This window comes from Lampropedia cohaerens (assembly GCF_001005215.1).
Classification (GTDB): Bacteria; Pseudomonadota; Gammaproteobacteria; order Burkholderiales; family Burkholderiaceae_C; genus Lampropedia; species Lampropedia cohaerens.
The window spans coordinates 1-26,473 of the sequence record NZ_LBNQ01000011.1 but is presented as its reverse complement, the minus strand read 5'-3'; the positions used below and the strand labels follow the sequence as shown (position 1 = coordinate 26,473).

The 26,473-nt window shown below is 63.7% G+C and carries 19 protein-coding genes and 1 tRNA gene; 13 read left to right on the top strand and 7 right to left on the bottom strand.

Annotated elements, in window-relative coordinates; all coding sequences use genetic code 11:
- Positions 1-114 precede the first annotated feature (114 nt).
- Entirely contained in the window at positions 115-1,617 is a 1,503-nt protein-coding gene (locus AAV94_RS02330) for an ATP-binding protein (RefSeq protein WP_407927301.1), read from the top strand.
- A 284-nt stretch (positions 1,618-1,901) separates the two neighbouring features.
- On the opposite strand, the gene AAV94_RS02325 is transcribed toward AAV94_RS02330, so the two are convergent.
- The 4 genes from AAV94_RS02325 to AAV94_RS02310 form a co-directional block, all read right to left on the bottom strand.
- Complete coding sequence (locus tag AAV94_RS02325; RefSeq protein WP_046740722.1) at positions 1,902-2,711, bottom strand: ABC transporter ATP-binding protein; 810 nt, start codon at positions 2,709-2,711, stop codon at positions 1,902-1,904.
- Between the two features lie 52 nt (positions 2,712-2,763).
- On the bottom strand, positions 2,764-3,477 hold the full coding sequence (locus AAV94_RS02320) for an ABC transporter permease (RefSeq protein ID WP_046740721.1): 714 nt from the start codon (positions 3,475-3,477) through the stop codon (positions 2,764-2,766).
- Positions 3,478-3,490: 13 nt separating this feature from the next.
- Positions 3,491-4,177: an ABC transporter permease gene (locus AAV94_RS02315; RefSeq protein ID WP_046740736.1), complete on the bottom strand. Its 687-nt coding sequence runs from the start codon at positions 4,175-4,177 to the stop codon at positions 3,491-3,493.
- Positions 4,178-4,364: 187 nt separating this feature from the next.
- Positions 4,365-5,141 (bottom strand): transporter substrate-binding domain-containing protein, encoded by a 777-nt coding sequence (locus AAV94_RS02310; RefSeq protein ID WP_046740720.1) that lies wholly within the window; start codon positions 5,139-5,141, stop codon positions 4,365-4,367.
- A gap of 692 nt (positions 5,142-5,833) precedes the next feature.
- Here AAV94_RS02310 and proV point away from each other — a divergent pair.
- The 10 genes from proV to AAV94_RS02260 all read left to right on the top strand — a co-directional run bounded on the left by proV (position 5,834) and on the right by AAV94_RS02260 (position 16,841).
- A complete protein-coding gene (gene proV / locus AAV94_RS02305; RefSeq protein ID WP_046740719.1) occupies positions 5,834-7,090 on the top strand; it encodes a glycine betaine/L-proline ABC transporter ATP-binding protein ProV in 1,257 nt (418 codons plus the stop codon).
- 17 nt (positions 7,091-7,107) lie between these two features.
- On the top strand, positions 7,108-8,412 hold the full coding sequence (gene proW, locus AAV94_RS02300) for a glycine betaine/L-proline ABC transporter permease ProW (RefSeq protein ID WP_084824688.1): 1,305 nt from the start codon (positions 7,108-7,110) through the stop codon (positions 8,410-8,412).
- A gap of 70 nt (positions 8,413-8,482) precedes the next feature.
- Complete coding sequence (proX, locus tag AAV94_RS02295) at positions 8,483-9,547, top strand: glycine betaine/L-proline ABC transporter substrate-binding protein ProX (RefSeq protein WP_084824687.1); 1,065 nt, start codon at positions 8,483-8,485, stop codon at positions 9,545-9,547.
- 103 nt (positions 9,548-9,650) lie between these two features.
- The gene (gene proX, locus AAV94_RS02290; RefSeq protein WP_046740718.1) at positions 9,651-10,667 is read left to right on the top strand and encodes a glycine betaine/L-proline ABC transporter substrate-binding protein ProX; all 1,017 of its coding nucleotides are present in this window, start codon (positions 9,651-9,653) and stop codon (positions 10,665-10,667) included.
- 355 nt (positions 10,668-11,022) lie between these two features.
- A complete protein-coding gene (locus tag AAV94_RS02285; protein ID WP_046740717.1) occupies positions 11,023-12,060 on the top strand; it encodes an ABC transporter ATP-binding protein in 1,038 nt (345 codons plus the stop codon).
- Positions 12,061-12,114: 54 nt separating this feature from the next.
- A complete protein-coding gene (locus tag AAV94_RS02280; protein ID WP_046740716.1) occupies positions 12,115-13,377 on the top strand; it encodes an ABC transporter substrate-binding protein in 1,263 nt (420 codons plus the stop codon).
- Positions 13,378-13,413: 36 nt separating this feature from the next.
- Complete coding sequence (locus AAV94_RS02275) at positions 13,414-14,331, top strand: ABC transporter permease (RefSeq protein ID WP_046740715.1); 918 nt, start codon at positions 13,414-13,416, stop codon at positions 14,329-14,331.
- A 12-nt stretch (positions 14,332-14,343) separates the two neighbouring features.
- Positions 14,344-15,231 carry an ABC transporter permease gene (locus AAV94_RS02270; RefSeq protein WP_046740714.1) on the top strand — a complete coding sequence of 296 codons (888 nt, stop codon included), beginning with the start codon at positions 14,344-14,346 and terminating at the stop codon, positions 15,229-15,231.
- 24 nt (positions 15,232-15,255) lie between these two features.
- On the top strand, positions 15,256-16,017 hold the full coding sequence (locus AAV94_RS02265) for a GntR family transcriptional regulator (protein ID WP_084824686.1): 762 nt from the start codon (positions 15,256-15,258) through the stop codon (positions 16,015-16,017).
- 2 nt (positions 16,018-16,019) lie between these two features.
- A complete protein-coding gene (locus AAV94_RS02260; protein WP_046740713.1) occupies positions 16,020-16,841 on the top strand; it encodes an aspartate/glutamate racemase family protein in 822 nt (273 codons plus the stop codon).
- Positions 16,842-16,925: 84 nt separating this feature from the next.
- On the opposite strand, the gene AAV94_RS02255 is transcribed toward AAV94_RS02260, so the two are convergent.
- Positions 16,926-17,002 (bottom strand) — tRNA-Ile (locus tag AAV94_RS02255).
- 144 nt (positions 17,003-17,146) lie between these two features.
- The gene (hrcA, locus tag AAV94_RS02250) at positions 17,147-18,157 is read right to left on the bottom strand and encodes a heat-inducible transcriptional repressor HrcA (protein ID WP_046740712.1); all 1,011 of its coding nucleotides are present in this window, start codon (positions 18,155-18,157) and stop codon (positions 17,147-17,149) included.
- A gap of 400 nt (positions 18,158-18,557) precedes the next feature.
- Here hrcA and AAV94_RS02245 point away from each other — a divergent pair, with 400 nt between their 5' ends.
- Positions 18,558-24,107 (top strand): glutamate synthase-related protein, encoded by a 5,550-nt coding sequence (locus AAV94_RS02245; RefSeq protein ID WP_046740711.1) that lies wholly within the window; start codon positions 18,558-18,560, stop codon positions 24,105-24,107.
- Between the two features lie 50 nt (positions 24,108-24,157).
- Positions 24,158-25,930, top strand: a complete 1,773-nt coding sequence (locus AAV94_RS02240; RefSeq protein ID WP_046740732.1) for a sulfite reductase subunit alpha — start codon at positions 24,158-24,160, stop codon at positions 25,928-25,930.
- A gap of 114 nt (positions 25,931-26,044) precedes the next feature.
- On the opposite strand, the gene AAV94_RS02235 is transcribed toward AAV94_RS02240, so the two are convergent.
- A partial coding sequence (locus tag AAV94_RS02235) for an IS5 family transposase (RefSeq protein WP_046740710.1) occupies positions 26,045-26,473 on the bottom strand: 429 nt, incomplete at its 5' end.

Genomic DNA, 26,473 nt, shown 5'->3' with positions numbered 1-26,473 from the left:
GCCACGGGATTATCCCCATTGCGGCAGCTCGGCTATGATGGCCGCGCTGCCTTTTTCTTGCCCGCTGGCCGCCATCAGACCGCTCGCGTGGCAGATGCATAACAAGAAGAAACGATGCGCAGTGCTTTCTCGACCATCGATATGGATGATTACGACGTTCCCAGCGACTCGGACCTGCTGCGTGCCGATCAGGAGGAAGGCTCCAGGCAACGGCGCCTGCGCGTGTCCCTGTTCTGGCGCACCTTCATCCTGCTTTCAGCGCTGCTGATCACCACCATCCTGGCATGGCTGCTGTCCTTTCGCGCGCTGGAGTTCGAGCCGCGCACGCTGCATACGGCCCAGCAGATTGCCACCATGGTCAACCTCAGCCGCGTGGGGCTGATGCACACGGATCCAATTTCGCGCGTGTCCCTGCTCAAGGCCCTATCCGAGCAGGAGGGCATGCGCATCCAGCCGCATGAGCCAGCCGATACGTTCGAGCTGCTCAACGACAGTCCGCTGGGCATTCAGCTGACGCAGGAGATCCGCAAACGCCTGGGCGAGGAGACCCTGGTAGCGCGTAGCGTCAATGGCACGCCTGGCCTGTGGGTGAGCTTCCGGCTGGGCGACGACTACACCTGGCTGCTGATGGACAGCTCGCGGCTCACACCTGTGGAGGGCCGCACGGTGGTGTTCTGGCTCATCATCGCCATGCTGCTGTCGCTCGCAGGGGCAGCCTTGATCACGCGGCTACTCAACAAGCCTATCCGTGAACTTTCGCAGGCGACATTTCGATTGCGTGACGGCGACTTCGGCAACAGCCAGCTCGACGAGGAAGTGGCCACCAGTGAGATCCGCGCACTCAATATCGGCTTCAATCGCATGGCCGAGCAGTTGGCCAAGGTCGAGCAGGACCGGGCGGTCATGCTGGCTGGCATCTCGCACGACTTACGCACGCCGCTGGCGCGGCTGCGGCTGGAGACTGAAATGAGCGTGACGGACGAGATCGCCCGTGAGCACATGGTGGCGGATATCGTCCAGCTCGATGCCATCATCGACAAGTTCATGGACTACGCGCGGCCTGTCTCTACCAAGCGCACTGGCGTCAACCTGCACAACCTGGTGGCCAACTGCGTTTACTCGGTCCAGGAGCATGGCGAGATGGATATCCACGTGCAGATCCCGCAGGATCTGTTCGTCTATGCCGACGAGGTCGAGCTGGCGCGGGTCATCACCAACCTGCTGGAAAACGCCCGCCGCTACGGCAAGACGCCCGGCACCAACGTCTGCCGCGTCGACATTTATGCCACATCCTTCTCCAATGGCAAATACGTTCTTGTCAAGCTACGCGACCATGGTCCCGGTGTGCCAGAGGAAGATCTGGGCAACCTGCTCAAGCCATTTTTCCGCGGTGACAGCGCCCGCACCTCTGCTGCCGGCGCAGGCCTGGGCCTGTCGATCGTAGACAAGACAATCTCGCGCATGGGTGGACGCTTTGCCCTCACCAATGCCAACTCGGGCGGGCTGGTGGCGCACATCCGGCTCGATCAGGCCCCCAAGGAGGAACAGGGCAACGCTGTGCAGCGCCTGCAGCGGCCCAAGGTCAAGCGCAACGCCTCGCCCAGCACCCGCTACTGAGCCCCCTTCACGATCGTTGCAAACGTCACGGCGCCCCACCGAAGGAAGCGCGCGCGAGACAGGGCGAGGATCCCACACGCGACGCTGGCCGTCGGAAAAGAGGAAGAAGTTACAACGCTGCTGCATCACGCACGATGCGATCGTTCGCGGGCGCTGAGCTGCCTGCCTGCCTGCCTGCCCAGGGTATCCGGCATGTGTCGGCACCCCGCTCTCCTGCCAACGCCCACGTGCGCGCCAATCCGCGACGCCTGCGTCCGTGCGTGCAGAGTGCTCGCCGCCTAGCGCTACTTCAGGTTGCCCGAGAGAAACCGCGCCAGCCGCTCGCTGCGGGGATTGGAGAGCACCTCACGGGGATCGCCCTGCTCTTCAATCACACCTTGGTGCAGGAACACCAGATGGTTGGAGACTTCCCGGGCAAACGCCATTTCGTGCGTAACAACCACCATGGTTCGACCCTGCTGAGCCAGCAACTGCATGATGCGCAGCACCTCTCCCACGAGTTCGGGATCGAGTGCGCTGGTGGGCTCGTCAAACAGCATCACCTCCGGCTCCACCGCCAGTGCGCGCGCGATGGCCACGCGCTGCTGCTGGCCTCCCGAGAGCTGGTTAGGATACTTGTCCTCATGATCTTGCAGGCCCACCATGGCCAGATAGCGCCGGGCTTGCGCGATGGCTGCATCGCGCGGCTGCTTGAGCACCTGCACGGGTGCCTCGATGACATTCTGCAGCACCGTCATGTGGGCCCACAGGTTGAAGTGCTGAAACACCATCGCCAACTTGGTGCGAAAGCGCTGCAGCTGCCGCAGGTCGCGGGCATGCAGCTCGCCATCGGCGCGCTGCTCCAGCTCCAGTTGCTCACCGGTGAGCACAATCTTGCCCCGATTGGGGCGCTCCAGCAGATTCAGGCAACGCAGGAACGTGCTCTTGCCGGAGCCGGAACTGCCGATGATGCTGATCACGTCCCCCGCGCGTGCCGCCAGCGACACGCCCTTGAGCACCTCGTTGCCGCCGTAGCGCTTGTACAGGTCCAACGCCTGCAATTTCAGGGTCACAGACTCAGCGGAATTCTGGGGGGCTTGTTGCAATGAGGTCATGGAAGAAGGTGGCGGGTGCATCGGCACAGGGATAGGACGCTTGCGCTTGCGCTCACGCCGCGCGGGGGTCAAGGTAACGGGTATAGCGGCGCTCGGCCAGTCGGAACAGCCCCATCAGCGCGAAGGTGATGACCAGATACAGCAGCGCCGCAAAGAGAAAGGCCTCGAAGGTGAGGTAGTAGTCACTGTTAATCTTGCGTGCCGCCGAGGTCAGCTCCATCAACCCCGGTACCGTGAAGGCCAGACTGGTGCCGTGCATCATCTGCATCACCTCGTTGCTGTAGGCGGGCAGTGCTCTGCGCAGCGCGCCAGGCAGGATCACGCGGCGCATGACCTGCCAGCGCCCCATGCCCATCGCGTAGGCTGCCTCAATCTCGCCCTTGCCGGTATCACGGATGGCGCCTGCCAAGATCTCCGCCAGATAACCGGCATGGTTCATGCTGAACGCCAGCATGGCACAAAACAGCGCACTCTTGAACCACATCAGCGGCCAGATGTCGTCCCACAATGCCTGCACCCAGGCCAGCTGGGCGATGCCGAAATAAATCAGGTAGATCTGGATCAGCAGCGGTGTGCCACGCACGAAATACGTGAACATCGACGCAAGCTTGCGCAGCAGCCACGAGCGCGAGGTCAGCATCAGCGCGAACACCACGCCCGCTACCCCGCCCGCGGCCAGCAGGCCCATCAGCATCGAGAATGTGCCCCACAACCCACGCAGATACATGGCGAGGTTGTCGGGTTCGAAAAGAACGGCCCAGTTCATGGCTTGCTCCGCATCACAGCGTGACTTTCTCGTGCCCGAGGCTGTATCGCGCATTCACCCAACGCAGCACCCACAGCGAGACGGTGGTCATGGCCAGATAGAGCACAGCCGTCATCAGCACAAACTGGAAAGGTTCTCGCGTAGCCCGACCTGCCTGCGTCGCCAGATAGGTCATGTCGTGCAGACCAATTAAGCTGACCAACGCTGTCGCCTTGAGCAACGCCATCCAGGAGTTGGTGAAACTTGGCACGACGTAGCGGATCATCTGCGGAAAGGTGATGCGGCGAAACACCTGCCAGCGCCGCATCCCGAACGCCAGCGCGGCCTCGCGCTGCCCAAACGGGATCGCCTTGATCGCTCCGCGGAAGTTTTCTGTCATATACGCGCCGTAGATGAAGCCGATCGTCAGCACGCCAGCGGCCAGCGGGTTGAACACGATCCCCTGGCTGTAGCCCACTTTCTCCAGCAGCACGTTGATACCAATCGCCCCGCCGTAGAAGACCAGCAGTATCAGCACCAGCTCCGGCACTCCACGCACGATGGTGGTGTAGAGCCCGCCAAGGGCCATCAGCAGCCGGTTGCGCGAAAGCTTGGCGGCCGCGCCCAGAAGCCCCAAGATCACGGACAGCACCAGCGACAGCAGCGCCACCACGATAGTCACGCCCGCGCCCTGAAGAACGGAAAGGTGGTAGCCAGTCATGCGGTCAGGTGCCGCCAGGAGTGGGCAGCGAGAGAAAAAGGAAACGTCATCGGCAATGCCCATCCATGCAGGCAAAAACAAAAGCCTGGCGCTGCCAGTGGGCGCACGCCAAGCCGGTTGTGGCAACAGCAGACAGGCTACCGCAGCCATCCACCGCTATGTTAAGCGGCGGTCCTCAGCGAGGACGTCAATCCTCGCCGTAAACGTCGAAATCGAAGTACTTGCTGGCAATCTGCTGGTACTTTCCGCTGCTGCGCAGCGAGGCGATGGCTGCGTTGAGCTGTTCGCGCAATTCATCCTGCCCCTTGCGCAATGCAATGCCCATGCCGGCGCCAAAATACTTCTCCTCCAGCAGGTCCGGGCCTACGGTCTTGAAATCCTGGCCCTCGGGCTTGCTGAGAAAACCTCCGGTGACCTCGACCTTGTCGGCCACCGTTCCGTCAAGCCGGCCAGCATTGATGTCCAGATAGACCTGATCCTGCGCCTCGTAGCTGATGATCTGTGCGCCCTTGGGTGCCAGCTCGCCTTCCGCATAGCGCTCGTGGGTACTGCCCTTGAGCACGCCCAGGCGCAGGCCCTTGAGCGAATCGTGGCCCTGATAGTCCAGAGACTTTCTCACCACGATGGTGCCCGGCGTCTTGTAGTAGCGGTCCGTGAAGTCAATGACCTTCTTGCGCTCTTCGGTGATCGACATGTCGCTGATGATCACGTCATAACGGCGGCTTTGCAGCCCGGGGATCATGGCGTCCCAGACCTGTTCGACGAACACGCAGTTGCGCTTGAGTTCCTCACAGATGGCGTGAGAGAAATCAATGTTGAAACCGACCAGTTCGCCTTGCTCGTTCTTGTAGACAAACGGCTCATACGTCGGGTCCACCGCCACACGCAGGTCCTGTGCGCTGGCACTGACGGATGCGAAAGCCATTGCGCTGCCAACCGCCAGCGCCAACCATTTGATGTGCATGTTCTCTCCTCTGAAGATTATCGGGCCTAGGATGGCCTGATCACGGTGCCAGCAATTCTAGTGCCAGCCCGGCCGCCATGGGGACATCCGCGCATGGCCGATGGCGCGCCGCACGCTGCCAACAGTTCCATCACCGCCGCCAATCCTGCGGCTTACGCGGAGAGATGGTCCATGCGCGACGCGTCCCACGAAGGCGCTATCATCCCAGGCACGTTATAATTGCAAGCAGTTTTTCCGGTAATGTTGCAGTTTTGCACCGCATTACGTGCCATTCCGGAATTTCCATTTCCGCCCACGCATGCTGAAAGTCTTTCACGGCTTGGCAGGCGTGATGCTTTCACCGGTCGGCAGGCCCGCCATGGACCTGCCGCCACCCCGATGGTCGTGATTTCCGACCCGATGCCCGGCAGCGTGCACCTTGTGCACCTGTCCGCTTGGAGGCACGCAAAGGCTTTTTGCGCGCTCCCGGCAGCCCGATCGCAGTGCCCTGGCACCGCGTCGGACTGATGGCTTTCGCTTGATTTAGCGTTTGTTGTTTGACTGCGCAGCCAGGCCGGTGGGCCGCTCGCAGGTGCTGCCAAGGCGTCGATAGCGGCTTTGGCTGTGGTGAGCCTCCTGGATCACTACAGCCAAGGCTGCCGATGATGTGCGCACGCGCATCCCTTCTGACAACGGAAAGGAGTTGCAGCAACATGGCAAAAAGCATTCAGATCGAACACGTCTTCAAGGTGTTCGGCGACAAGCCCGAGCAAGCGATTGCGCTGGCAAAGCAAGGCTATTCCAAGCAGGACATTCTGGCGCAGACGGGCCAGTCCATCGGCGTCTATGACGCCCACTTCAGCATCGAGGCCGGCGAGATCTTCGTCATCATGGGCCTGTCCGGCTCAGGCAAGTCCACGCTGGTGCGCATGCTCAACCGCCTGATCGAACCCAGCAGCGGCAAGATCCTGATCGACGGCCAGGACATCAATGCGCTGGCCGACCGACCATTGCGCGACCTGCGGCGCAAGGACATCAGCATGGTGTTCCAGTCCTTCGCCCTGATGCCGCACATGACAGTGCTGGACAACACGGCATTCGGCCTGGAACTCGCTGGCGTGCCACGTGCCGAGCGCCACCGCGCGGCCCAGGCTGCGCTGGAGCAGGTCGGGCTGGGCGAATGGGGCAGCAGCTATCCGGATGAGCTCTCAGGCGGCATGCAGCAGCGCGTGGGCCTGGCCCGCGCGCTGGCGGCAGATCCTTCCATCCTGCTGATGGACGAGGCATTTTCTGCGCTTGACCCAATCATCCGCACCGACATGCAGTCGGAGCTGCTGCGCTTGCAGGAGATCAAGCAGCGCACCATCGTCTTCATCTCGCACGATCTGGACGAAGCCATGCGCATCGGCAACCGCATTGCCATCATGAAGGATGGCCACGTGGTGCAGGTAGGCACGCCGGAGGAAATCCTGCGCCAGCCGGCCGATGACTACGTGCGCAGCTTCACCAGGGGCGTCGACGCCTCGGTGGTCTTCAAGGCCAGTGACATCGCCCGCTTCACCCAGCCGCTGCTGGAGGAGCAGCAGGGGCAAGGCCTGCGCGCCGCACTGCGCACGCTGCAGGAGCAGGACCGTGAATACGGCTACGTCGTCTCGCGCGGCCATCAGTTCCAGGGGGTGGTGTCGGTCGACTCGCTGCGCGCTGCGCGCGATGGCAGCACACGCTTGCAACCGTTGCGCGATGCCTTCCTGCCCGATGTCGTGGTTGCGCGTGAGGATGAACTGGTGGCCGACCTGCTCGGCCGCGCCGCGCAGGTGCCTTATCCATTACCGGTCGTGGCTGCGGACGGGCGCTTTCTGGGCGTGGTCAGTCGCACCCGGCTGCTGCGTTTTCTCGATCGTGAGACGCCGCCCATTCCCGCCGACCCCCCGCACACCGCAGCGCCGACAGGCGAAGCGACGCCCGCCTGAATTCAGGAGGAGATGCCATGAACGAAAACACCAATACCACGCTGGTTGCGCAAAACAGCGCCACCGACAATCCATGGGCCGCCACCAGTCAGGCAGCCACGGCAGCGCCATCGGACGCTTCAGCGCCAACCACTGCGGCCGACAATCCATGGGCAGCGAGCACCGCCTCGCCCGCTGCACAGCAGGCACCCGCTGCCGACAACCCTTGGAGCACGGCAGCGCCCGCCTCCTCCAACGCATCGGAGTCGGGATCAGCAGCCAGCGACTGGCTGTCAGCCGCCTCGCCAGGCCCAGAGGGCACCGACACCCAAGGCTTTCAGATCAGCCAGCTGTGGGATGGCAGCCTGCCGGTGCAGGACTGGATCAATAGCGGCCTGGACTGGTTCGTCGCCAGTTTCCGCCCCTTCTTCCAGTCCATCCGCACGCCCATCGACGCCGTTCTGAGCGGCATTCAGCATGGCCTGCAGACCATGCCAACACTGGCCATGATTGCGCTGCTGACGCTGATCGCCTGGCAGTTTGCGGGCCGCGCCATTGCCATCGGCTCGCTGATCTCGCTGCTGGTCGTGGCCATGCTGGGTGTCTGGCAGGAAGCTATGGTCACTTTGGCGCTGGTGCTCACATCGCTGGTGTTCTGCATGCTCATCGGCCTGCCCCTGGGCATCCTGCTGGCCAGCAGTGACCGCGCCCAGCGCATCATGCGCCCGGTGCTCGACGCCATGCAGACCACGCCTGCCTTCGTGTACCTGGTTCCGGTGGTGATGCTCTTTGGCATTGGCAACGTGCCGGGCGTGATCGTCACCATCGTCTTTGCCCTGCCGCCGCTGGTGCGGCTGACCAACCTTGGCATCCGCCAGGTACGTCCAGACCTGATCGAAGCCGCCAAGGCCTATGGCGCATCACCGCTGCAGATGCTCGCCAAGGTGCAGCTGCCGCTGGCCATGCCGTCGATCATGGCCGGTATCAACCAGGCATTGATGCTGTCACTGTCGATGGTGGTGATCGCCTCCATGATTGCCGTCGGCGGCCTCGGGCAGATGGTGCTGCGCGGCATCGGCCGACTAGACATGGGCCTGGCGACGGTTGGCGGACTGGGCATCGTGCTGCTGGCCATCATGCTCGACCGCATCACGCAGGCCATGGGCCAGCCCAAGCGGGGTGGCCAGTCCTGGCTCGACGGCGGCCCGATCGGACTGGTGCGCCGCCTCATCACCAGCAAGCCGGGGCCAGCACAGGCAACCAGGACGGTCGCCCCCCCCTCCTCCGACGGGGCATCGCAGTCGCGCAAGACGCCGGATTCGAGCGACTTGCAGACTTCCTGAATTACCGGGCCTGTACGTGTTCTCCCCCATTTTTTTCACCCATAGCCATTCATAAGGAGCGACCCAACGCATGCATTTGACCGATCAAACTGCCTCGAAGTCCCCGCTATCTTTGCGCGTGCCACCGCGCCTTCGCCAGGCCTTGGCCGCCTGCGCGGCCACCGCACTATGCATGGCCGCATCCCACGCCAGCGAGATGCAACCCGGGCAAGGCATCGCCGTGCAACCCATCCAGACCTCCGTTCCGGAGGAAACCTTCCAGACACTGATTGTTGCACGCGCGCTCGAGGCACTGGGCTACACCGTGAAGCCGATTCAGGAGGCCGACTACGCCGCTGCCTATCTCGCGCTGGCCAACGGCGACGTAACCTTCACGACCATCAACTGGAAACCGCTGCACGATGATTTCTACGCCAATGCAGGTGGCGACGCCAAGTTCTACCGCGTCGGAGGTCCCTATGTGGCCAATGCCCTGCAGGGCTACCTGATCGACAAAAAGACCGCCGATGCGCACAACATCCGCTCGATTGATCAGCTCAAGGACCCTGCCATCGCCAAACTGTTCGATGCCAACGGCGACGGCAAGGCCGACCTGACCGGCTGCAATCCCGGCTGGGGCTGCGAGCCGGTGGTGGAACACCAGCTCGACGCCTATGGCCTGCGCGAGACCGTGCAGCACAACCAGGGCAACTACGCTGCGCTGATTGCCGACACCATCACGCGCTACGAGCAGGGCCAGCCGATTCTCTACTACACCTGGACGCCCTACTGGGTCTCCGGGGTGCTCAAGCCCGGCGAAGACGTGGTCTGGCTGCAGGTGCCATTTTCCGCCATGCCCGGTGCCCAGCAGGACATCGACACCCAGCTGCCCTCTGGCGACAACTACGGATTTCCCGTCAACGCCATGCACATCGTCGCCAACCGCGCCTTCGCGCAGGCCAACCCTGCGGCAGCCAAACTGTTTGAGATCATGCAGGTGCCCATTGGCGACATCAGTGCGCAAAACCTGCGCATGCAGCAAGGCGAGGGCTCGCGCAATGACATCGAGCGCCACGTCGATGCCTGGATCTCCGCCAATCAGGCGACCTTTGATGGCTGGCTGGCACAAGCACGCGAAGCCGCCCACGCACAGTGACCGATGGGCTGCCCACGCGGCGGCCTCTTGGACCGGTAAATGGTGGCCCCCGGCCATCCGCCCTCGATTGCCACTCCAACCCTTGTAACTTCAGGAGAGAACCATGACAACGACCCAACCGACCGCATTGCACCGCCTCACTGGCGCCGTATTGCTTGGCCTTGCAGTGAGCAGCGCCCATGCGCAAGATCTGCCCGGCGAGGGCATCGATGTTCAACCTATCAAGAGTTCGATCGCCGAGGAAACCTTCCAGACCCTTCTGGTCAGCCGCGCGCTTGAGCAACTGGGCTACAACGTCAAGGACATCCAGGAAACCGAGTACGCCACCGGCTTTACCGCCCTGGCCAACGGCGACGCTACCTTCCTGGCCGTCAACTGGGTGCCGCTGCATGATGACTTCTACAAGAATGCCGGCGGCGATGCCAAGTTCTACCGCCAGGGCACCTATGTGAACAATTCGCTGCAGGGCTATCTGATCGACAAGAAGACCGCCGAGGCGCACAACATCACCAACATCGAGCAGCTCAAGCAGCCTGAAATTGCCAAGCTGTTCGACACCAATGGCGACGGCAAAGCCGACCTGACCGGCTGCACGCCAGGCTGGGGCTGCGAGGCCGTGATCGAGCATCACCTAGATGCTTACGGGCTGCGCGACACCGTCGTGCACAACCAGGGCAGCTATTCCGCCCTGATTGCCGACACCATCACACGCTACCAGCAGGGCCAGCCCATCCTCTACTACACCTGGACGCCGTACTGGGTCTCCGGCGTGCTCAAGCCCGGCGTGGACGTCGTCTGGCTGCAGGTGCCCTTCACCTCCCTGCCCGGTGAGCAGGCCGGCGTGGAAACCAAGCTGCCTGATGGCTCAAACTACGGCTTCCCGGTCAATACGCAGCATATCGTGGCCAACCGTGCCTTTGCCGAAGCCAACCCTGCCGCAGCCAAGCTGTTCGAAGTCATGCATCTGCCGATTGCCGACATCAACGCCCAGAATCTGCGCATGCAACAAGGCGAAAACAGCCAGGCCGCCATCGAGCGCCACGTAGACGCGTGGATCAAGGCCAATCAGGCCACATTCGACGGCTGGATTGAGCAGGCCAAGGCAGCCGCAGCGCAATAAGGCCCCGGGCACGGATTGCCCCCCTCCGCGGGGCAGATACCTCTGCCTGTGTCGCGCCAGAATCTGGCGCTGGCAGCAAACCTTGGCAGTACAACAACAGCCGCGTGACCAGCCCTGGCACGCGGCTGTTATTTTGTGCGGTGCGGTGCCGTGCGCACCCAACGCTAAACCTCGCGGCCCCTTGCACTGGCATATTCCACCCGCAAAGCTTGGGGGCGCACCAATTTAGTCGACGCGCAGGTGCATCGGCGGCACATCGCGCACGAAAAACGTGCGCACACATACAGTAAATCCCGTACACAGTTTCATCTCCTAGTGTGTAAGAGACTGGCACGGACTTTGCTGAGCCGTGTGCATGACCACACGAGACTCGCAACCTGCAGCCATTGAACTGGTGGCCCTGACCAAACGCTATGGCCCAGGCGCCGCCGCCGTGGACACCATTGACCTGCATGTGGAAGGTGGCAGCTACTGCTGCCTGCTGGGTCCATCGGGTTGCGGCAAGAGCACCACATTGCGGATGATTGCCGGGCACGAGAGCGTTACTAGCGGAGACATTCTGTTGGCTGGCAAGAACATCACCGACCTGCCCGCGGCCGCGCGCGGCACGGCCATGATGTTCCAGAGTTTTGCGCTGTTTCCGCACCTCAGCGCGGTGGACAACGTGGCCTTCAGCCTCAAGATGCGCGGCGTCGCCAGGGGCGAGCGCCGCGCCCGTGCGCAGGAGTTGCTCGAGCGCGTGGCGATGGGCCATCTGGCCGAGCGCAAACCCGGCGAGCTATCCGGAGGCCAGCAGCAGCGCGTGGCACTGGCGCGGGCGCTGATCACCCGCCCGCGCGCGCTGTTGCTCGACGAGCCGCTTTCGGCGCTGGATCCATTCCTGCGCATTCAAATGCGCGCGGAGCTGCGCCGCTGGCAGCAAGAGCTGGGACTGACCTTCATTCACGTCACGCACTCGCAGGAAGAGGCGATGGCGCTGGCCGACCGCATGGTGGTCATGAATCATGGCGCCATCGAACAGGTAGGCACGCCCTGGGAGATCTACAACCGCCCCGCCAGCGAATTCGTGGCCCGCTTCATGGGCGGACACAACATCATTGACACCGGCGAGGGCAAGGTCGCGGTGCGCTGCGACCGCGTGCAGATCCTGGCCGACTCCAGCCCCCGCGACGCCACGCAGGCCAGCATCCCCATCGTCGTGACGGATGTGGAATACCAGGGCACCCATGTGTTGCTGGGCCTGCAGCAGCAGGGCAAGACCCTGACCACACATGCCACAGCCGAATTCTCGGCCATGGTGCCGGAAGCGGCCTTTGTCGACGCCCCTTTCAACGTGGGGCAACCCGGCGTGATGCAGTGGCGGCCCGAACAGGCGCACCGTCTCGCTGCCTAGCCTGCCTCGTTTCCCGAGCGTTTCTCCACCCGCTAACCCAAGGAGTTCCTTGCCATGTCCGACCCCAAGACCTTTTCGCTCAAACGCCGCACCGTGCTGCAAGGCACGGCCGCCATTCTGGCTACCGGAATGTTCCCGGCCATCCATGCCCAGGACAAGCCAGTGCTGCGGTATCTGGGCACCGCCGTCAACCAGGACAAGGCGATTGCAGAGAAATTCCAGGCTGACACCGGCATCACGCTGCAGTACGTGGCGGTAACGACCGATGAGGTGACGCGCCGCGCCGTGACGCAGCCCAACAGCTTTGACCTCATCGACACCGAATACTTTTCGCTGCGCAACATCGTCCCTACCGGCAACCTCAAGGGCATTGACGTCAAGCGCGTCAAGAACGCTGACAAGATCACCTCGCTGTTCACCACCGGCACCGTCAACGGCAAGGCCGTGGGCGATCAGGGAACGGCCCCAAAGAAGGTGATCTTCCTGGAAGGCGAACGCAGCAAGGCCTTTGCCAGCGCGCCGACCGAGTGGATGACGCTGATTCCCACCACTTACAACGCCGATACGCTGGGCATCCGGCCCGACCTGATTGGCCGGCCCGTCGAATCCTGGGCCGAGTTGCTCAACCCTGAGTTCAAGGGCAAGGCCTCGATCCTGAACATTCCTTCCATCGGCATCATGGACGCGGCCATGGTGGTCGAGGCCATGGGCATCCACACCTATGGCGACAAGGGCAACATGACCCGCGAGGAGATCGACCTGACCATCAAGACCCTGATCGAAGCCAAGCGCGCGGGCCAGTTCCGCGCGCTCTGGAAAGACTTCAATGAGTCGGTCAACCTGATGGCCTCGGGCGAAGTCGTGATCCAGTCGATGTGGAGCCCGGCCGTTACCGCCGTGCGCAGCCAGGGCATCGACTGCCGCTTCCAGCCACTCAAGGAGGGCTATCGCGCCTGGGCATCGGGCTTTGGCATTCCTGCGACGCTGTCAGGCGCCAAGCTGGACGCTGCCTATGAGTTCATCAACTGGTTCCTGGACGGCTGGGCCGGCGCCTACCTGAACCGGCAGGGCTACTACAGCGCCGTGCTGGAGACCGCCAAGGCGCACATGGAACCCTATGAGTGGGCCTACTGGATGGAAGGCCAGCCCGCGGCCCAGGACATCAAGAGCCCGCAGGGCGTGGTCATTGCCAAGGCCGGAGAGGTACGCGATGGCGGCAGCTACGCAGAACGCATGGGCGCCATCGCCTGCTGGAATGCAGTGATGGACGAGAACAACTACATGGTGCAGAAGTGGAACGAATTTGTTGCCGCATGACGCTGCCTCACTGACCTAACGCGCCCACGGGATCCCATGTCGAACGCACCCACCCCCTTGCCATCATCAGCCCGCATTCCTGCGCGCCAGCCGGGGGTGGCGGCATGGCTTCAGGCCCTGCCGATCGGCCTCGTCTTTCTCGTGTTCTTTGTGGTGCCGCTGGCGCTGATCGTGATGGTCAGCTTCTGGCACTACAACCAGTACGAGCTACTGCCAGGCTTCACACTGGACAACTACGCGCAGATTTTTCGTGGCTGCGCGGACCTGAGCGACCCGTGCGTGACGCTGCGCACCTACTGGTCCACGCTCAAGTTCGGCGTGCTGGGATGGGCGATCACGCTGGTGCTGGGCTTTACGGTTGCGTACTTTCTGGCCTTTCATGTGCGATCAAGCACGGTGCAAATGCTGCTGTTCATCCTCTGCACCATTCCATTCTGGACCTCGAACGTCATCCGCATGATTTCATGGATGCCGCTGCTCGGACGCAATGGCGCGGTCAACCAGTGGCTCATGGAGCTGGGCATCATCAATGCGCCGATCGAGTGGCTGCTGTACTCCGACTTTTCCGTCGTGCTGGCCTTCGTGCACCTCTACACCATGTTCATGATCGTGCCCATCTTCAACAGCATGATGCGCATTGATCGCAGCCTCATCGAGGCCGCCAATGACGCAGGCGCATCGGGCTGGCAGACCCTCGTCAACGTGATCGTGCCGCTGAGCAGGAGCGGCATCATCATCGGCTCCATCTTCGTCATCACCATCGTCATGGGCGACTTCGTCACCATCGGTGTGATGGGCGGCCAGCAAATCGCCTCGGTGGGCAAGATCATTCAGGTGCAAACGCAGTACCTGCAGTTTCCACTGGCCGCTGCCAATGCAGTCATCCTGCTGGCGGTAGTCATGATGATGATCTGGGCGCTCACGCGTCTGGTGGACATCCGCAAAGAACTGTAAGGAGCCCGTCCCATGCGCCCAGGTGATAAACGGCCCGCCAGCTTCTGGCTGCTGGCTGCGGTGTTCACGCTCTTCGTGCTGTTCATGTATGGCCCGACATTCGTGATCTTCCTGCTCAGCCTGCAAGGCCCGCAGGGCGGCCTGACCTTCCCGATGCGCGGCGTCTCCCTGCACTGGTTCCGCGAGCTGGCACAGGGGCTCGGTTCGGTCGATATCGGCGCAGCGCTGCGGCGCTCGCTGGCGCTGGGCACTGCCGTAATGCTCATTACCGTGGTGCTGTCGGTCATGGCGGGCCTGGCCTTTCGACGCGGTTTTCGAGGCGCCAACGTCCTGTTTCTGACCGTGGTGGCCAGCCTCATCATGCCCTCCATCATCGTCTCGCTGGGCATTGCGCTGGAATTCCGGCTGATTGACGGCTGGCTGCGCCAGGTCTTCGCCGCAACGGGCTGGACCAGTCAGCTGGAAACCTTCAACACCAGCCTGGGCCTGTTCACCTCTGCACTGGGCGCGCACCTGACATGGACGCTGCCGTTTGGCCTGCTCATCATGTTCGCGGTATTCAACCGCTTCAACCGCGCATACGAAGAAGCCGCCAATGACCTTGGCGCCTCGCCCTGGCAGCGCTTCGTGCACGTGGTGCTGCCGCTGATCGCCCCATCCGTGGTGGGCATTGGCATGTTCGGCTTCACGCTGTCCTGGGATGAAATCGCGCGCACTTCGCAGGCCATCGGTTCGGTCAACACGCTGCCACTTGAGCTTCAGGGCCTGACCACTACCGTCACCAGTCCGGCCATTTATGCGCTCGGGACGGTGACTACCCTGGTCTCCTTCGTGGCCATCGGGCTTGCGCTGCTGCTGGCCTGGGCGTTGCGCGCTCGCCGCAGGCCCATGCGACGTTGAGGCGCACCCCAACCTAGAATCAATATGCTGGATACTTCCCACGAAGCCTCGACAGACGCAGGCTTTGAAGACCATGCCGCTGCGGGCATCAGTGACGATGCCATGTACGCGCGGCTGCTCACCGCCATCCTGGAGCATCGGCTGCAGCCGGGCACCAAGCTCGCCGAAGAGAATCTGGCCAAGGTGTTCGGCGTTTCGCGCACCCGGGTGCGCCCGGTGCTGGTGCGTCTGGCGCAGGAGCGTCTGGTGGAACTGCGCCCCAGGCGCAGCCCCACCGTCGCCAGGCCTACGCAAGCCGAGGCGCACGAGGTGTTCGAGGCACGTAGCCTGATCGAGCCGCGCCTGGTCCAGGCTTGCACGACCAGGGCCTCCGATGTTGAAATCGCGCAGCTGCGCCAGTGCATCCACGATGAACATGCGGCCCTGGCGCGCGGCGACCATGCCACCGCCGTCCGGCTTTCCGGGCAATTCCACATGCACATCGCGGACTGTGCCCGCCAGCAGACGCTGCGCGACATCCTCGCCGATCTGGTCTCGCGCACATCCCTGATCCTGATGCTCTACGGCAGTGCACGCAGCCGCGCGAAGCCGGGTGAGCGTTCACCCCATTCGTGTGGCACAGCCTGCCAATGCCATGACCGGCTGGTGGACGCCATCGCGCTGCGTGATGCCGCAACCGCTCAGCTGCTCATGCAGGAACATCTGCTTGACCTGCAATCCTCGCTGGTGTTTCCCGTCGCCGTCGCGCACACCGATCTGGAAACCGTACTGGCAGGAGCGCAGTAAGCATGGCTGCGCCCGCCCCGTCAGCGTCCGACAAGGAGCCCCTTTCTCCCTCCAAGGTGCTGCTGATCAATCCCAACACCAGTGCTTGCGTCACGGCAGTGCTGCATCAGCACTTGCAGGCGCATGTGGGCACGGCGTTGCAGTGGCAGTGCGCCACCGCCCGATTTGGCGCCAGCTACATTGCCTGCGAGGCCTCGTACGCCATTGCCGCACACGCCGTACTGGATGCCTGGGCAGACGCGGTGGAATCGCCTGCCACACCAGTCGATGCCGTGCTCGTTGGCTGCTTCGGGGACCCCGGACTGCAGGCCCTGCGGGAACTGAGCGGCCAGGTGGTCGTCGGCCTGGCAGAAGCCGCATTCGAGCAGGCGGCCAGGCGCGGACGCTTTGGCATCGTGACAGGCGGTGCGCGCTGGCGCCCCATTCTTGAGCGGCTGGCCCTGGCGCTTGGCTACCCCGCGCCGCCGATACACACGGTCAGTCTGACGGGGGCGCAGCTGCGCGAACAGCCGGAACGCGCACAAACGATGCTGATGCAGGCCTGCATGCAGCTGCAGCGCGAGGCGGAAATCGAGCATGCTCCCCCGCTGCAATCCATCATCATCGGCGGCGCCGCACTGGCTGGCATGGCGCAGGCCATCCAGCCCGGCGTGGCGCTTCCTCTCATTGACAGCGTCAGCGCCGCAGCCGATGCCCTGCAAGGGCGTCTGCGCCGCCCGCACGCAAGGCGCAGCACACCTGCACCGGAAAGGGCAACCAGCGGACCGACGGTTCTGGGGTTGTCGCAAGCCCTTGCCAACCAGCTTTCCGCCGCTGGCCGCTAGGCCCACGAACGCTTCGTGCGCCAGAAAGCCTTCCAGGAACCGAAAAGGCCTGCACACCGACGCGCGTGCAGGCCTTGCTGTCTCTGGTAGGGCGTGCAGGGCTCGAACCTGCGACCAAGGGATTATGAGTCCCCTGCTCTAACCAACTGAGCTAACGCCCCAATCCTCTGCCCTCATGCGAGAGCAAACAAGGGGCTGATTGTAGGGCAAGGCAGCGTCGCCAAGACGCTTTACGTGCGCGCGCCGAAACCGGTCTGGCCGCACCGCAATCATGGACTGTCGAGAACCGCTTCCCGGACACACCTTCACTGCGGGCGGCTCAGCGCATTGGTCAGCAGGCGGGCCGTGATGTCGACGATCTGCACCATGCGGTCATACGGCATGCGGGTCGGACCGATGACGCCAAGCGTTCCCACGACCTGCCCATCCACCTCGTAAGGTGCGCTGACGACCGAGAGCTCCGAGATTGGCACAATCTGGCTCTCGCCACCGATGTAGATCTTCACCCCTTCGGCTTGACCGGTCACTTCCAGCAGCTGCAGGATCTGATTCTTCTGCTCGAACAAATCGAAAGCGCGACGAATGCTGTCCATGTCCTTGGACAGGTCGCTGATAGCCAGCAAGTTGCGCTCGCCGGATATCACCACGTCCTGCTCTGCCGCATCGCCCTCCTTGGCGGGTTCGCTGACAGCCGCCTCCATCAATTTGGCGATCTCCCCGCGCAGGCGGTCCACCTCGTTGCGCAGACGCTCGCGCACCTGATCGATGGACAGGCCGGAATAGTGAGCATTGAGGTAATTGCTCGCCTGGGTCAGGTCATCCTGCGCAATGTCGGCTTCGGTCAGCATCACGCGGTTCTGCACATTGCCATCGGGCGAGACCATGATGACCAGCACCCGCTGCGCGGAAAGCCGCAGGAACTCAATGTGATGGAAGACCGTGCTCTTTTGCGGAGCAACCACAACGCCCACGAACTGCGACAGATTCGAGAGCATCTGCGCCGCATTGGCAATCACGCGCTGGGGCTGGTCCGGATTGAGCGCCGGTGCCTGCACCTTCAGCTGATTACGCTGCACCACCATCATGCTGTCGACGAACAGGCGGTAGCCCTTGGGCGTGGGGATGCGCCCCGCCGAGGTATGCGGGCTGGCAATCAACCCCATGTCCTCCAGGTCGGCCATGATGTTGCGGATCGTCGCTGCTGACAGCTCCAGCCCCGAGGACTTGGCCAGCGTGCGCGAGCCGACCGGTTGCCCATCTTCGATGTAGCGTTCGATCAACGTCGTCAAGAGCACTCTGGCACGGTCATCAAGCATGGGTAAATTGTATCCAGCAGAATCAGACACGCCATCCCATCCTTCAACTCAGCGCGAACGGACCCTGCCGGTCATCGTCCCGAATGCCCTCCTGGGCCTTCTGCCCGCCGCACTTTTTCCAACTGCGCGATACATGAACAGATCGTAAGCAGATTCTTAGATACCTAGGGGCGTCCAACTGTTCCGGGAAGACGAGATCCCGAAGTGGAAGTCGTTGCAACCTTATATCTGTCCCTTAATATTTTTAACCTTAGGATGCGAATTTCTATTGGTATACGTCCCCATTTATTTTTCTTGCATGTGCTGCATCTACTCATTAACCTTGCGGCCCCAACCCATGCATAGTGCGCCAAGCTGGTGCAGCCGCAGCGCCAGACGCACCAGCCCGCCAGAGACTTCCATGACACGTTCCAACTCGGTCCAACATCCCACGGGGTTGTACAACTCCGCCGATCACCGCGACAGTTGCGGGGTGGGCTTTCTCACCCGCAAAGACGGCGTGCAGACCCACGAAGTGCTGCAGCTGGCCCACCAAGCGCTGTGCACGGTGCCGCATCGCGGCGGCATGTCCGCTGAGGGTGTGGGCGATGGCGCTGGCGTCAATGTCGATCTTTCGCTGGCATTCTTTCGCAAGATCACGGGACTGAAATTGCAGGCCGGCGCATTTGGCGTCGGCAACTTCTTCATGCCCAGGGATGCGGCGCAGCGGGACAACGCCGAGCAGCTGGTGGAGACCGAACTTGCCAGGGCAGGACTGCCGGTGCTGTGCAAGCGCGAGATGCCACTGGACCACACCGTCACACGTCCAGCAGCGCAGCGCTTTCAGCTGCCCATCGTGCAGTGGGTGTTCGGCCGCCCGGATGCGATCGCCGAGCAGGATGCATTCGAGCGCCACATCTACCAGGCGTTGCTGGCCATTGAGGCCCAGGCCTTCACGGACGATGCGCGGTTTGGCGGACTCTATCCGCTGTCCATGTCCTCGCGCACCCAGGTCTTCAAGGCCCGGCTCAACTCCAACGAGGTCATCCCCTACTTCAAGGATCTGACCGACCCAGACCACGCGGTGCGCGACCTGTTCTTCCATACGCGGTTCTCGACCAATACCGATCCGCACACCACCATGGCCCAGCCCTTCCGGCTGATGGCGCACAACGGGGAACTCAACACCGACCGCAAGAACCGCATTGCCGAAAACGCGCTGGCGCTGGCGCGTGGCAAGACTATCATCCGGCCCAAGGGCCAGTCCGACAGTGCCAGGCTGGATCAGACCCTGCACAGCCGCCTGATGGAAGACGGGCTGGATCTGATCGAGGCGGCCGTGGCCATGATGCCGCCCGCGTGGGAGAACGACCGCACACTCTCTCCCGCCGTGCGGTCGATGCTGGAGTATTTCTCGCTCTACGAGGAAAAGAACGACGGCCCGGCCGCCTTCATCTTTGGCAACGGCCAGGTCATCGGCGCGCGGCTGGACCGCCTGGGCCTGCGGCCCCTGCGCACGGTCGAGACCGCTGAATACCTCGGCGCCATGTCCGAGGCCGGACAGATTGCCTTTCCTGCCGAGACGGTGATCCGGCGCGGGCGCATCGAGGCCGGCGGCATGCTGTATTTCGACCACCGCGAAGGGCGCAGCTACACCAGCCAACAGGCTCTGGAGAAACTCGCCGCACAAAAGGACTATCCGGCCCTGCTGGCGGCAGCGCGGGTACACCTGCACGATCTGCCTGAAATCGCTCCCGAACAGCAGGGCTCGCCCCAGCGCTACCGCGGTGACCTCAACCGCTACCAACGCTACGTGGATTACTTCTACAACCAGGAAAGCTTCAAGTTCATGATGGACCCGATGCTGGCCACAGGCGCGGAGAAGATCTCCGCGATGGGCTACGGCAACGCCATCAATGCGCTGTCCGACCACGAAGGGGGCGTGGCGCACTACTTCTCGCAGCGCTTCGCGCAGGTCACCAACCCGCCGCTCGACTCCATCCGCGAGGCCGACGGCATGACGCTGCGCGTGGCACTGGGCGCCAAGCCCCACCTGGGGCGCAGCAAGGGCAAGCAAATCGTCGTCGACAGCCCCCTGCTGACGCATCTGGACATGCTGCGCCTGCGCGAGCAGACCGTCACGCCCTACCAGGCTTTCGAGATGCTGTACACACCCGTGCTCGGCCGCGACCAAAGCGCCCGGCGCGCCAACGCGCAGGCCCTGGAGCAGGCCATCGATCAGCTGGCGCAGGACGTGGCCGACTTCGCCCGCAGCCAGGGCGGTATCGCCGTCCTCACCGACCGACACAATGCCCGCGGGCGGGCTGCGATGCCGATGCTGGTGGTGGTTTCGGCCATCAACCAGAAGCTGGTGGCAGAAGGGCTGCGGCTGGATGTGTCGCTGGTGGTGGAAAGCGGTCAGATCGTCTCCTCCCACCATGTTGCGGCCACGCTCGGCTTCGGCGCATCGGCCATTTATCCGCTGGGCGTGCAGATGCGCGCGGAAGAAAAGTACGGCGAGGGCGAGGAAGCCATCAAGGCTTTCAAGCGCTATGCCAAGGCCGCCGAGAAGGCGCTGATGAAGACCATGGGCAAGGTGGGTCTGTGCACTGTGGAGAGCTACTCCTGTGGCGAATTCTTCGAGCCCAACTTCCTCGACACCAACGACCCGGTGCTGCGCAAGTATTTTCCCAACCTGAAGACGCCGGTTGGCGGCGCCCGCTTCGAGGACATTGCGCAAATGGCAGCGGATTGGCACGCCAGCGCGATGAACGTCCAGAGTGAAGCCGATTTGCCCCTGCTCGGCCTGTTCAAGGAGCGCACCGAAGGCGCCGGTCACTCCTATGGCACCACCAGTGTGCGCGGCTTCGTAGACATGACGGAACACCCCGTGCGCTTTGCCGACAAGCCGCGCGAGGAGGATGCCTTCTTTCGTCTGCTCACGCTCTCGCGGCTCGATGATGCCTTCTCGCTCAAGGCCGATGCCTACCGCAATAGCAGCTTCGAGCGCCTGCCCGACGCCGTCATCGACGCCTTCCAGATCACACCGGACTACCGCGAATTCTCCAGCCTGCTGCAGACCGAGCGCAAGCGCCGCCCTGCCGCACTGCGCGACATCCTGGCCTTTCCGGCTGATGTGACCCACGTCGACAGCGCGGCCGAGTTCGCCCGCAAGCTGGGCCGCTATGCGCTCTGCAACAACGGCTTTGCGGTGCGCGGCCTGGTCTGTGAAAAGGCGGCAGATGCCAGCGAGATGGCCGGCCACTTCTCACTGCGACTGACCGACGCGGTCGACGGCCTGAAGGACGAGGCCACCCGCCTGGGAGAACTTGCCACGGCCCTGCGTGCACGCTTTGGCAGCAGCATCGAGTCCGCACACGTTGCGGGCGAGCGTCTACATCTGCACGCGCACGGCGCTGCTGCCTCCTACCTCAGCCGCCTGTTTGCCGCACCGCCCAGCATCGCGCTGGATGCCGTACAGCCGGCGCATGAGATTACCCGCACCTTTGCCTCCGGCGCCATGAGCCACGGCGCCCTGGTCGCGCCCGCGCACGAGGCCGTGGCCCACGGCACCAACATGGTCGGCGGCATGAGCAACTGCGGCGAAGGTGGCGAGCACTACTCGCGCCACGGCACCATCCGTGCCTCGCGCATCAAGCAGCTGGCGTCCGGGCGCTTTGGCGTCTGGGCCGGTTACCTCGCCGACCCGATGCTGCAGGAGCTGGAGATCAAGATCGGCCAGGGCGCCAAGCCCGGCGAGGGCGGCCAGCTGCCCGCGCCCAAGGTGACGGTGGAAATTGCCGCTGCACGCGGCGGCACGCCCGGCGTGGAGCTGGTCTCGCCGCCGCCGCACCATGACACCTACTCCATCGAGGATCTGGCCCAGCTGATCCACGACTGCAAGGCCGCGCGCGTGCGCGTCATCGTCAAGCTGGTCTCGTCCGAAGGCATTGGCACGATCGCCGTGGGCGTGGCCAAGGCCGGCGCCGACGTCATCAACGTTGCCGGCAACACGGGCGGCACCGGCGCGGCATCGGTCACCAGTCTGAAATACACCGGCCGCGTGGCGGAAATCGGCATCGCCGAAGTGCACCAGGCGCTGTGCGCCAACGGCCTGCGCGAAAAAGTCACCCTGCGCTGCTCTGGTGCGATGCAGACCGGCTCGGACGTGGTCAAGGCCGCGCTGCTGGGTGGCGACAGCTTCGAGTTCGGCACCACTGCACTGATGATGCTCAAGTGCGTGATGGCCAAGAACTGCAACGTCAAGTGCCCGGCGGGCCTGACCACCAATGCGGAGGCCTTCGATGGCGATCCACGCCAGCTCGCGCAGTACTTCATGAACGTGGCCCACGAGGTGCGCGAGATTCTCGCTCGCCTTGGCCTGCCCTCACTGCGCGCGGCGCGCGGGCGCAGTGACCTGCTGCACCTGATGACGCACGAGCGGGAAGTCGGTCAGCTCGATCTGCGCGCCATGCTGGCCGTCGTGCCCGAGGTGAAGATCGACAACCCGGTTTATCTGGAAAAGGATTACGCGCTGGATGAATCCTGGCTGGCACCGCTGCGCCAGGCGCTGATCGGCCAGCAGGCCGCGCGCGTGCAGCTGGGCGACGGGGTGGTGCTCAACAACCGCCACAAGAGCGTGGGCGGGCAGCTGGCCATCGACATCGAGCGCCTGCTCAACCACACCCTTGATGCCGAGCAGCTGCAGGGCGCCAACGCGGTGCTGCGCGATGACCGTGGCCGCCACTACCTGCAGCCGCGCTCGGTGGTGATCTCCACCAGCGGCTCGGCAGGCCAATCCTACGGCGTGTTCTGCAACGACGGCATGCTGCTGCGCCACGTCGGCACCTGCAACGATGGGGTCGGCAAGGGCCAGTGCGGCGGCGAGATTGTCGTGCTCTCGCCCGGTGGCGGCTCGCCCGAGCCCGGCGGCAACGTGTTGATCGGCAACTTCGCGCTGTTTGGCGCCACCGGCGGGCGGCTGTTTGTGCAGGGCCAGGCGGGCGACCGCTTTGCCGTGCGCAATTCCGGCGCCACCGCCGTGGTCGAGGGCGTGGGCGACTTCTGCTGCGAATACATGACCAACGGCGCCGTGCTCAACCTGGGCGCTTTCGGCAAGGGCTTTGGCAACGGCATGAGCGGCGGTTTCGCCTACCAGTACGATCCCTACGGCACGCTGGCGCAGCATGCTGCGGGCGATTCCGTGCTGTCTGGCTCCATCGCCGAGGACAGCGAGATGGGCCGCGCCCACGCCCAGGCCGTGCATCTGCTGCTGCAGTGGCACCTGGAAGCCACCGGCTCGCAAAAGGCCGCCTGGCTGCTCGAACACTGGGAGACCGAGCGCGCGCACTTCGTCTACCTCATGCCGCGCGCGCTGCTGCTGTATCAGGACGCCGGCGCAATCCTCAAGGCCAAGCCGCGCAAGGAGCTGCTTGAAGAACTCTCCACCGCGCTGGCCACGCACCAGCTCGCCAAGTTCAAGCGCGCCTGGCGCAATGGCCAGCCCATTGGCGCTGGCGCCGTGCCGGGCTATGGCGAGAGCGACACCAAGGAAATGCTGGTGCTGCTCAACAACTACACCGTGCTGAACACCGCCCAGCAGCTGGCGCTGGCGCGTCTGCCCAAAGGCACGCGGGTGGAGGATGCGGCCGCGCAGAAAGCGGTGCGCAACCTGGTGATGACCGAGGACTTCGCGCTGATGAGCAAGCTGCAGCGCCACGCCCGTGCCGCCATCGAGCAGTACAGCGACGAGGAGCTGGCCGCGCTGATTGCCGCCAAGCGCCTGGCCGACTACAAGAGCGCGCTGGCCCAGCGCAACATCCGCAGCATCGACGCGCCGGCCACCTATGGCTGGATTCTCGATCAGGACCGCACCAACCTTGCCACGCTGGGCAGGCTGCCCGACTTCGAGGAACTGTTTGCGCGCGCTGCGCTGCCCGACCTGGCTGCCAGCCTGATCCGGCAGGGCTGATTTTCATAACGCTCCTGCTCCCTACCGATTACCGCTTTGTGCCATCCATCATGAAACTACCCTTCATTCCTGAAGACGCGCCATTCAGCGGCGACCAGAAATCCTGGCTGGCCGGCTTTCTCGCCGGCCTGCACTCGCGCCTGCTGGTGCTGGAAGGTGCCAGCCAGCCCGGCGCTGCCGCCGCCAATGCGCCCGCGGCCATCAAGCTGCATGTGCTCTATGGCTCGCAGACCGGCAACGCCGAGGCGCTGGCGCAAAGCGCAGCAGCGGCCGCGCGTACCAAGGGCATGGCACCGGTCGTGCAGGCGCTGGGGGAAGTCGACCTGGAAGTCTTTGCCGCCATGCGCCACGTCCTTATCGTCACCTCCACCTACGGCGAAGGCGAGATGCCCGACAACGCCCAGCTGTTCTGGGAGGCGCTCTCGGCCAGCACCGCCCCGCGGCTGGAGCAGATGCACTTTGCCGTGCTGGCGCTGGGCGACACCAGCTACGACGGCTTCTGCCAGTCCGGCCGTGTCATCGACATGCGACTGGAACAGCTCGGCGCCAAGCGCCTGGCCGAGCGCGTTGACTGTGACGTGGAATACGAGGAGGCCGCCAACGCCTGGATCGCCTCCACCATCGCGCTGTTTGCCCAGACTGCCGGCAGCAGCGGCAGCGCCGACGCTTCGCTGGCATCGGCACCGCCTGCCAAGCCCGCCATCCCCGGCACCAGCCGCAAGAACCCTTATGCGGCGGCGCTCACCACCAATCGGCGCCTGTCCGGCGCGCAGTCGGCCAAGGACATCCGCCATTTCGAGTTCGATCTCGAAGGCAGCGGCCTGACCTACGAAGCCGGCGACGCGCTGGGTGTCATCCCAGTCAACGACCCGGAGCTGGTCAACCTGCTGCTGGCGCGCCTGAACGTCGCCTACGACACGCCTGTGCCCGGCCACGAGCAAAGCCTGGGCGATCTGCTGACCACCCAGTTCGAAATCTCGCAGCCGTCGCGCAAGCTGCTGGACTGGATCGGCCAGAGCACGCGCAATGAGGAGCTGCGGCACATCCTTCAGCACGACGACCGGGACACGCTGGACGCCTGGCTGTGGGGCAAGGACATCCTGGACCTGCTGCTGCTCGATCCCGCCCACCCCATCGGCGTGCAGGAATTCGTCGCCCAGCTGCGCCCGCTGCAGCACCGCGCCTACTCCATCTCCTCAAGCCAGAAGGCGCATCCCAACGCCGTGCACCTCACGGTAGCTGCGGTGCGCTACCAGTCAGGCGGCCGCACGCGTGGCGGCGTCTGCTCCACCTACCTGGCCGACCGCGTGGGCCGTGGCGACAAGCCCGCCATCTTCATCTCGCCCAACAAGGGCTTTCGCACCCCCAAGGATGGGGACGCACCGCTCATCATGGTCGGCCCCGGCACCGGCATCGCGCCGTTTCGCGCCTTCCTGCAAGAACGCGCCACCACCGGCGCCAAGGGCCGCAACTGGCTGTTCTTTGGCGACCAGCACCGCGCGCACGACTTCATCTATGAAGCCGAACTGACCGAGTGGCACAAGAGCGGCCACCTGACGCGGCTGGATCTGGCTTTTTCGCGCGACCAGACCGAGAAAATCTACGTGCAAAACCACATACGCGCCCACGGCGCCGAGCTCTACGCCTGGCTGCAGGAAGGCGGTCACTTCTACGTCTGCGGCGACGCCACCCGCATGGCCCGCGACGTGGACGAAGCCCTGCACCAGCTGGTCGCCGAGCACGGCGGCATGCCCCAAGAAAAAGCTGCTGATTACGTCAACCAACTGCGCAAGGACAAGCGGTATTTGCGGGATGTGTATTGATTACGCGGAGGATAAAGCTGCCGTGACACCCGTTCATTCCTGACGGTGGTAGTGTGTGATGGCGCTGTTGCGCAATTGCCCCACTGAGCGCAGCTACCCCTTTCCCCAGTCTGCTCAGGACACACGTATCGTGTGTGGCGTGCCAAAGCGCGTGAACTGGTTCAGGATCGCCGCGCGCACCTGAAGCTGCGTCACCTGGCGGTCGAAATCTCGGGCCATGACCCGCTCGCCCAGCAACTTGAAGCAACCCATCTTGGTTTCCACCAGGCTGCGCCGGTGGTAACCACTCCATTTCTTCCAGATCGTCCGGCCCAGGTGCCGGGTTGATCGCAAGGTTTCGTTGCGAGCCTCGACGCCCGCGCTGCTGCCTTTCCAGGTCTGCGCATTCTTGCGGGTCGGGATCACGGCGGCGGCTCCGCGTGCCGCAATCGCGGCATGACAGGCCTTGGTGTCATAGGCACCATCGCCGCTCACCGTCGCCACGGCTTCAGTCGCCGGGATCTGCGTCAGCAGCTCAGGCAGCATCGGCGCGTCGCCGATGCG

Bases quoted from the DNA above. Each gene is read 5' to 3' on its own strand.
- AAV94_RS02330 (WP_407927301.1), top strand. From the start codon at position 115: ATGCGCAGTGCTTTCTCGACCATCGATATGGATGATTACGACGTTCCC.
- AAV94_RS02325 (WP_046740722.1), bottom strand. From the start codon at position 2,711: ATGACCTCATTGCAACAAGCCCCCCAGAATTCCGCTGAGTCTGTGACC.
- AAV94_RS02320 (WP_046740721.1), bottom strand. From the start codon at position 3,477: ATGAACTGGGCCGTTCTTTTCGAACCCGACAACCTCGCCATGTATCTG.
- AAV94_RS02315 (WP_046740736.1), bottom strand. From the start codon at position 4,177: ATGACTGGCTACCACCTTTCCGTTCTTCAGGGCGCGGGCGTGACTATC.
- AAV94_RS02310 (WP_046740720.1), bottom strand. From the start codon at position 5,141: ATGCACATCAAATGGTTGGCGCTGGCGGTTGGCAGCGCAATGGCTTTC.
- proV (WP_046740719.1), top strand. From the start codon at position 5,834: ATGGCAAAAAGCATTCAGATCGAACACGTCTTCAAGGTGTTCGGCGAC.
- proW (WP_084824688.1), top strand. From the start codon at position 7,108: ATGAACGAAAACACCAATACCACGCTGGTTGCGCAAAACAGCGCCACC.
- proX (WP_084824687.1), top strand. From the start codon at position 8,483: ATGCATTTGACCGATCAAACTGCCTCGAAGTCCCCGCTATCTTTGCGC.
- proX (WP_046740718.1), top strand. From the start codon at position 9,651: ATGACAACGACCCAACCGACCGCATTGCACCGCCTCACTGGCGCCGTA.
- AAV94_RS02285 (WP_046740717.1), top strand. From the start codon at position 11,023: ATGACCACACGAGACTCGCAACCTGCAGCCATTGAACTGGTGGCCCTG.
- AAV94_RS02280 (WP_046740716.1), top strand. From the start codon at position 12,115: ATGTCCGACCCCAAGACCTTTTCGCTCAAACGCCGCACCGTGCTGCAA.
- AAV94_RS02275 (WP_046740715.1), top strand. From the start codon at position 13,414: ATGTCGAACGCACCCACCCCCTTGCCATCATCAGCCCGCATTCCTGCG.
- AAV94_RS02270 (WP_046740714.1), top strand. From the start codon at position 14,344: ATGCGCCCAGGTGATAAACGGCCCGCCAGCTTCTGGCTGCTGGCTGCG.
- AAV94_RS02265 (WP_084824686.1), top strand. From the start codon at position 15,256: ATGCTGGATACTTCCCACGAAGCCTCGACAGACGCAGGCTTTGAAGAC.
- AAV94_RS02260 (WP_046740713.1), top strand. From the start codon at position 16,020: ATGGCTGCGCCCGCCCCGTCAGCGTCCGACAAGGAGCCCCTTTCTCCC.
- hrcA (WP_046740712.1), bottom strand. From the start codon at position 18,157: ATGCTTGATGACCGTGCCAGAGTGCTCTTGACGACGTTGATCGAACGC.
- AAV94_RS02245 (WP_046740711.1), top strand. From the start codon at position 18,558: ATGACACGTTCCAACTCGGTCCAACATCCCACGGGGTTGTACAACTCC.
- AAV94_RS02240 (WP_046740732.1), top strand. From the start codon at position 24,158: ATGAAACTACCCTTCATTCCTGAAGACGCGCCATTCAGCGGCGACCAG.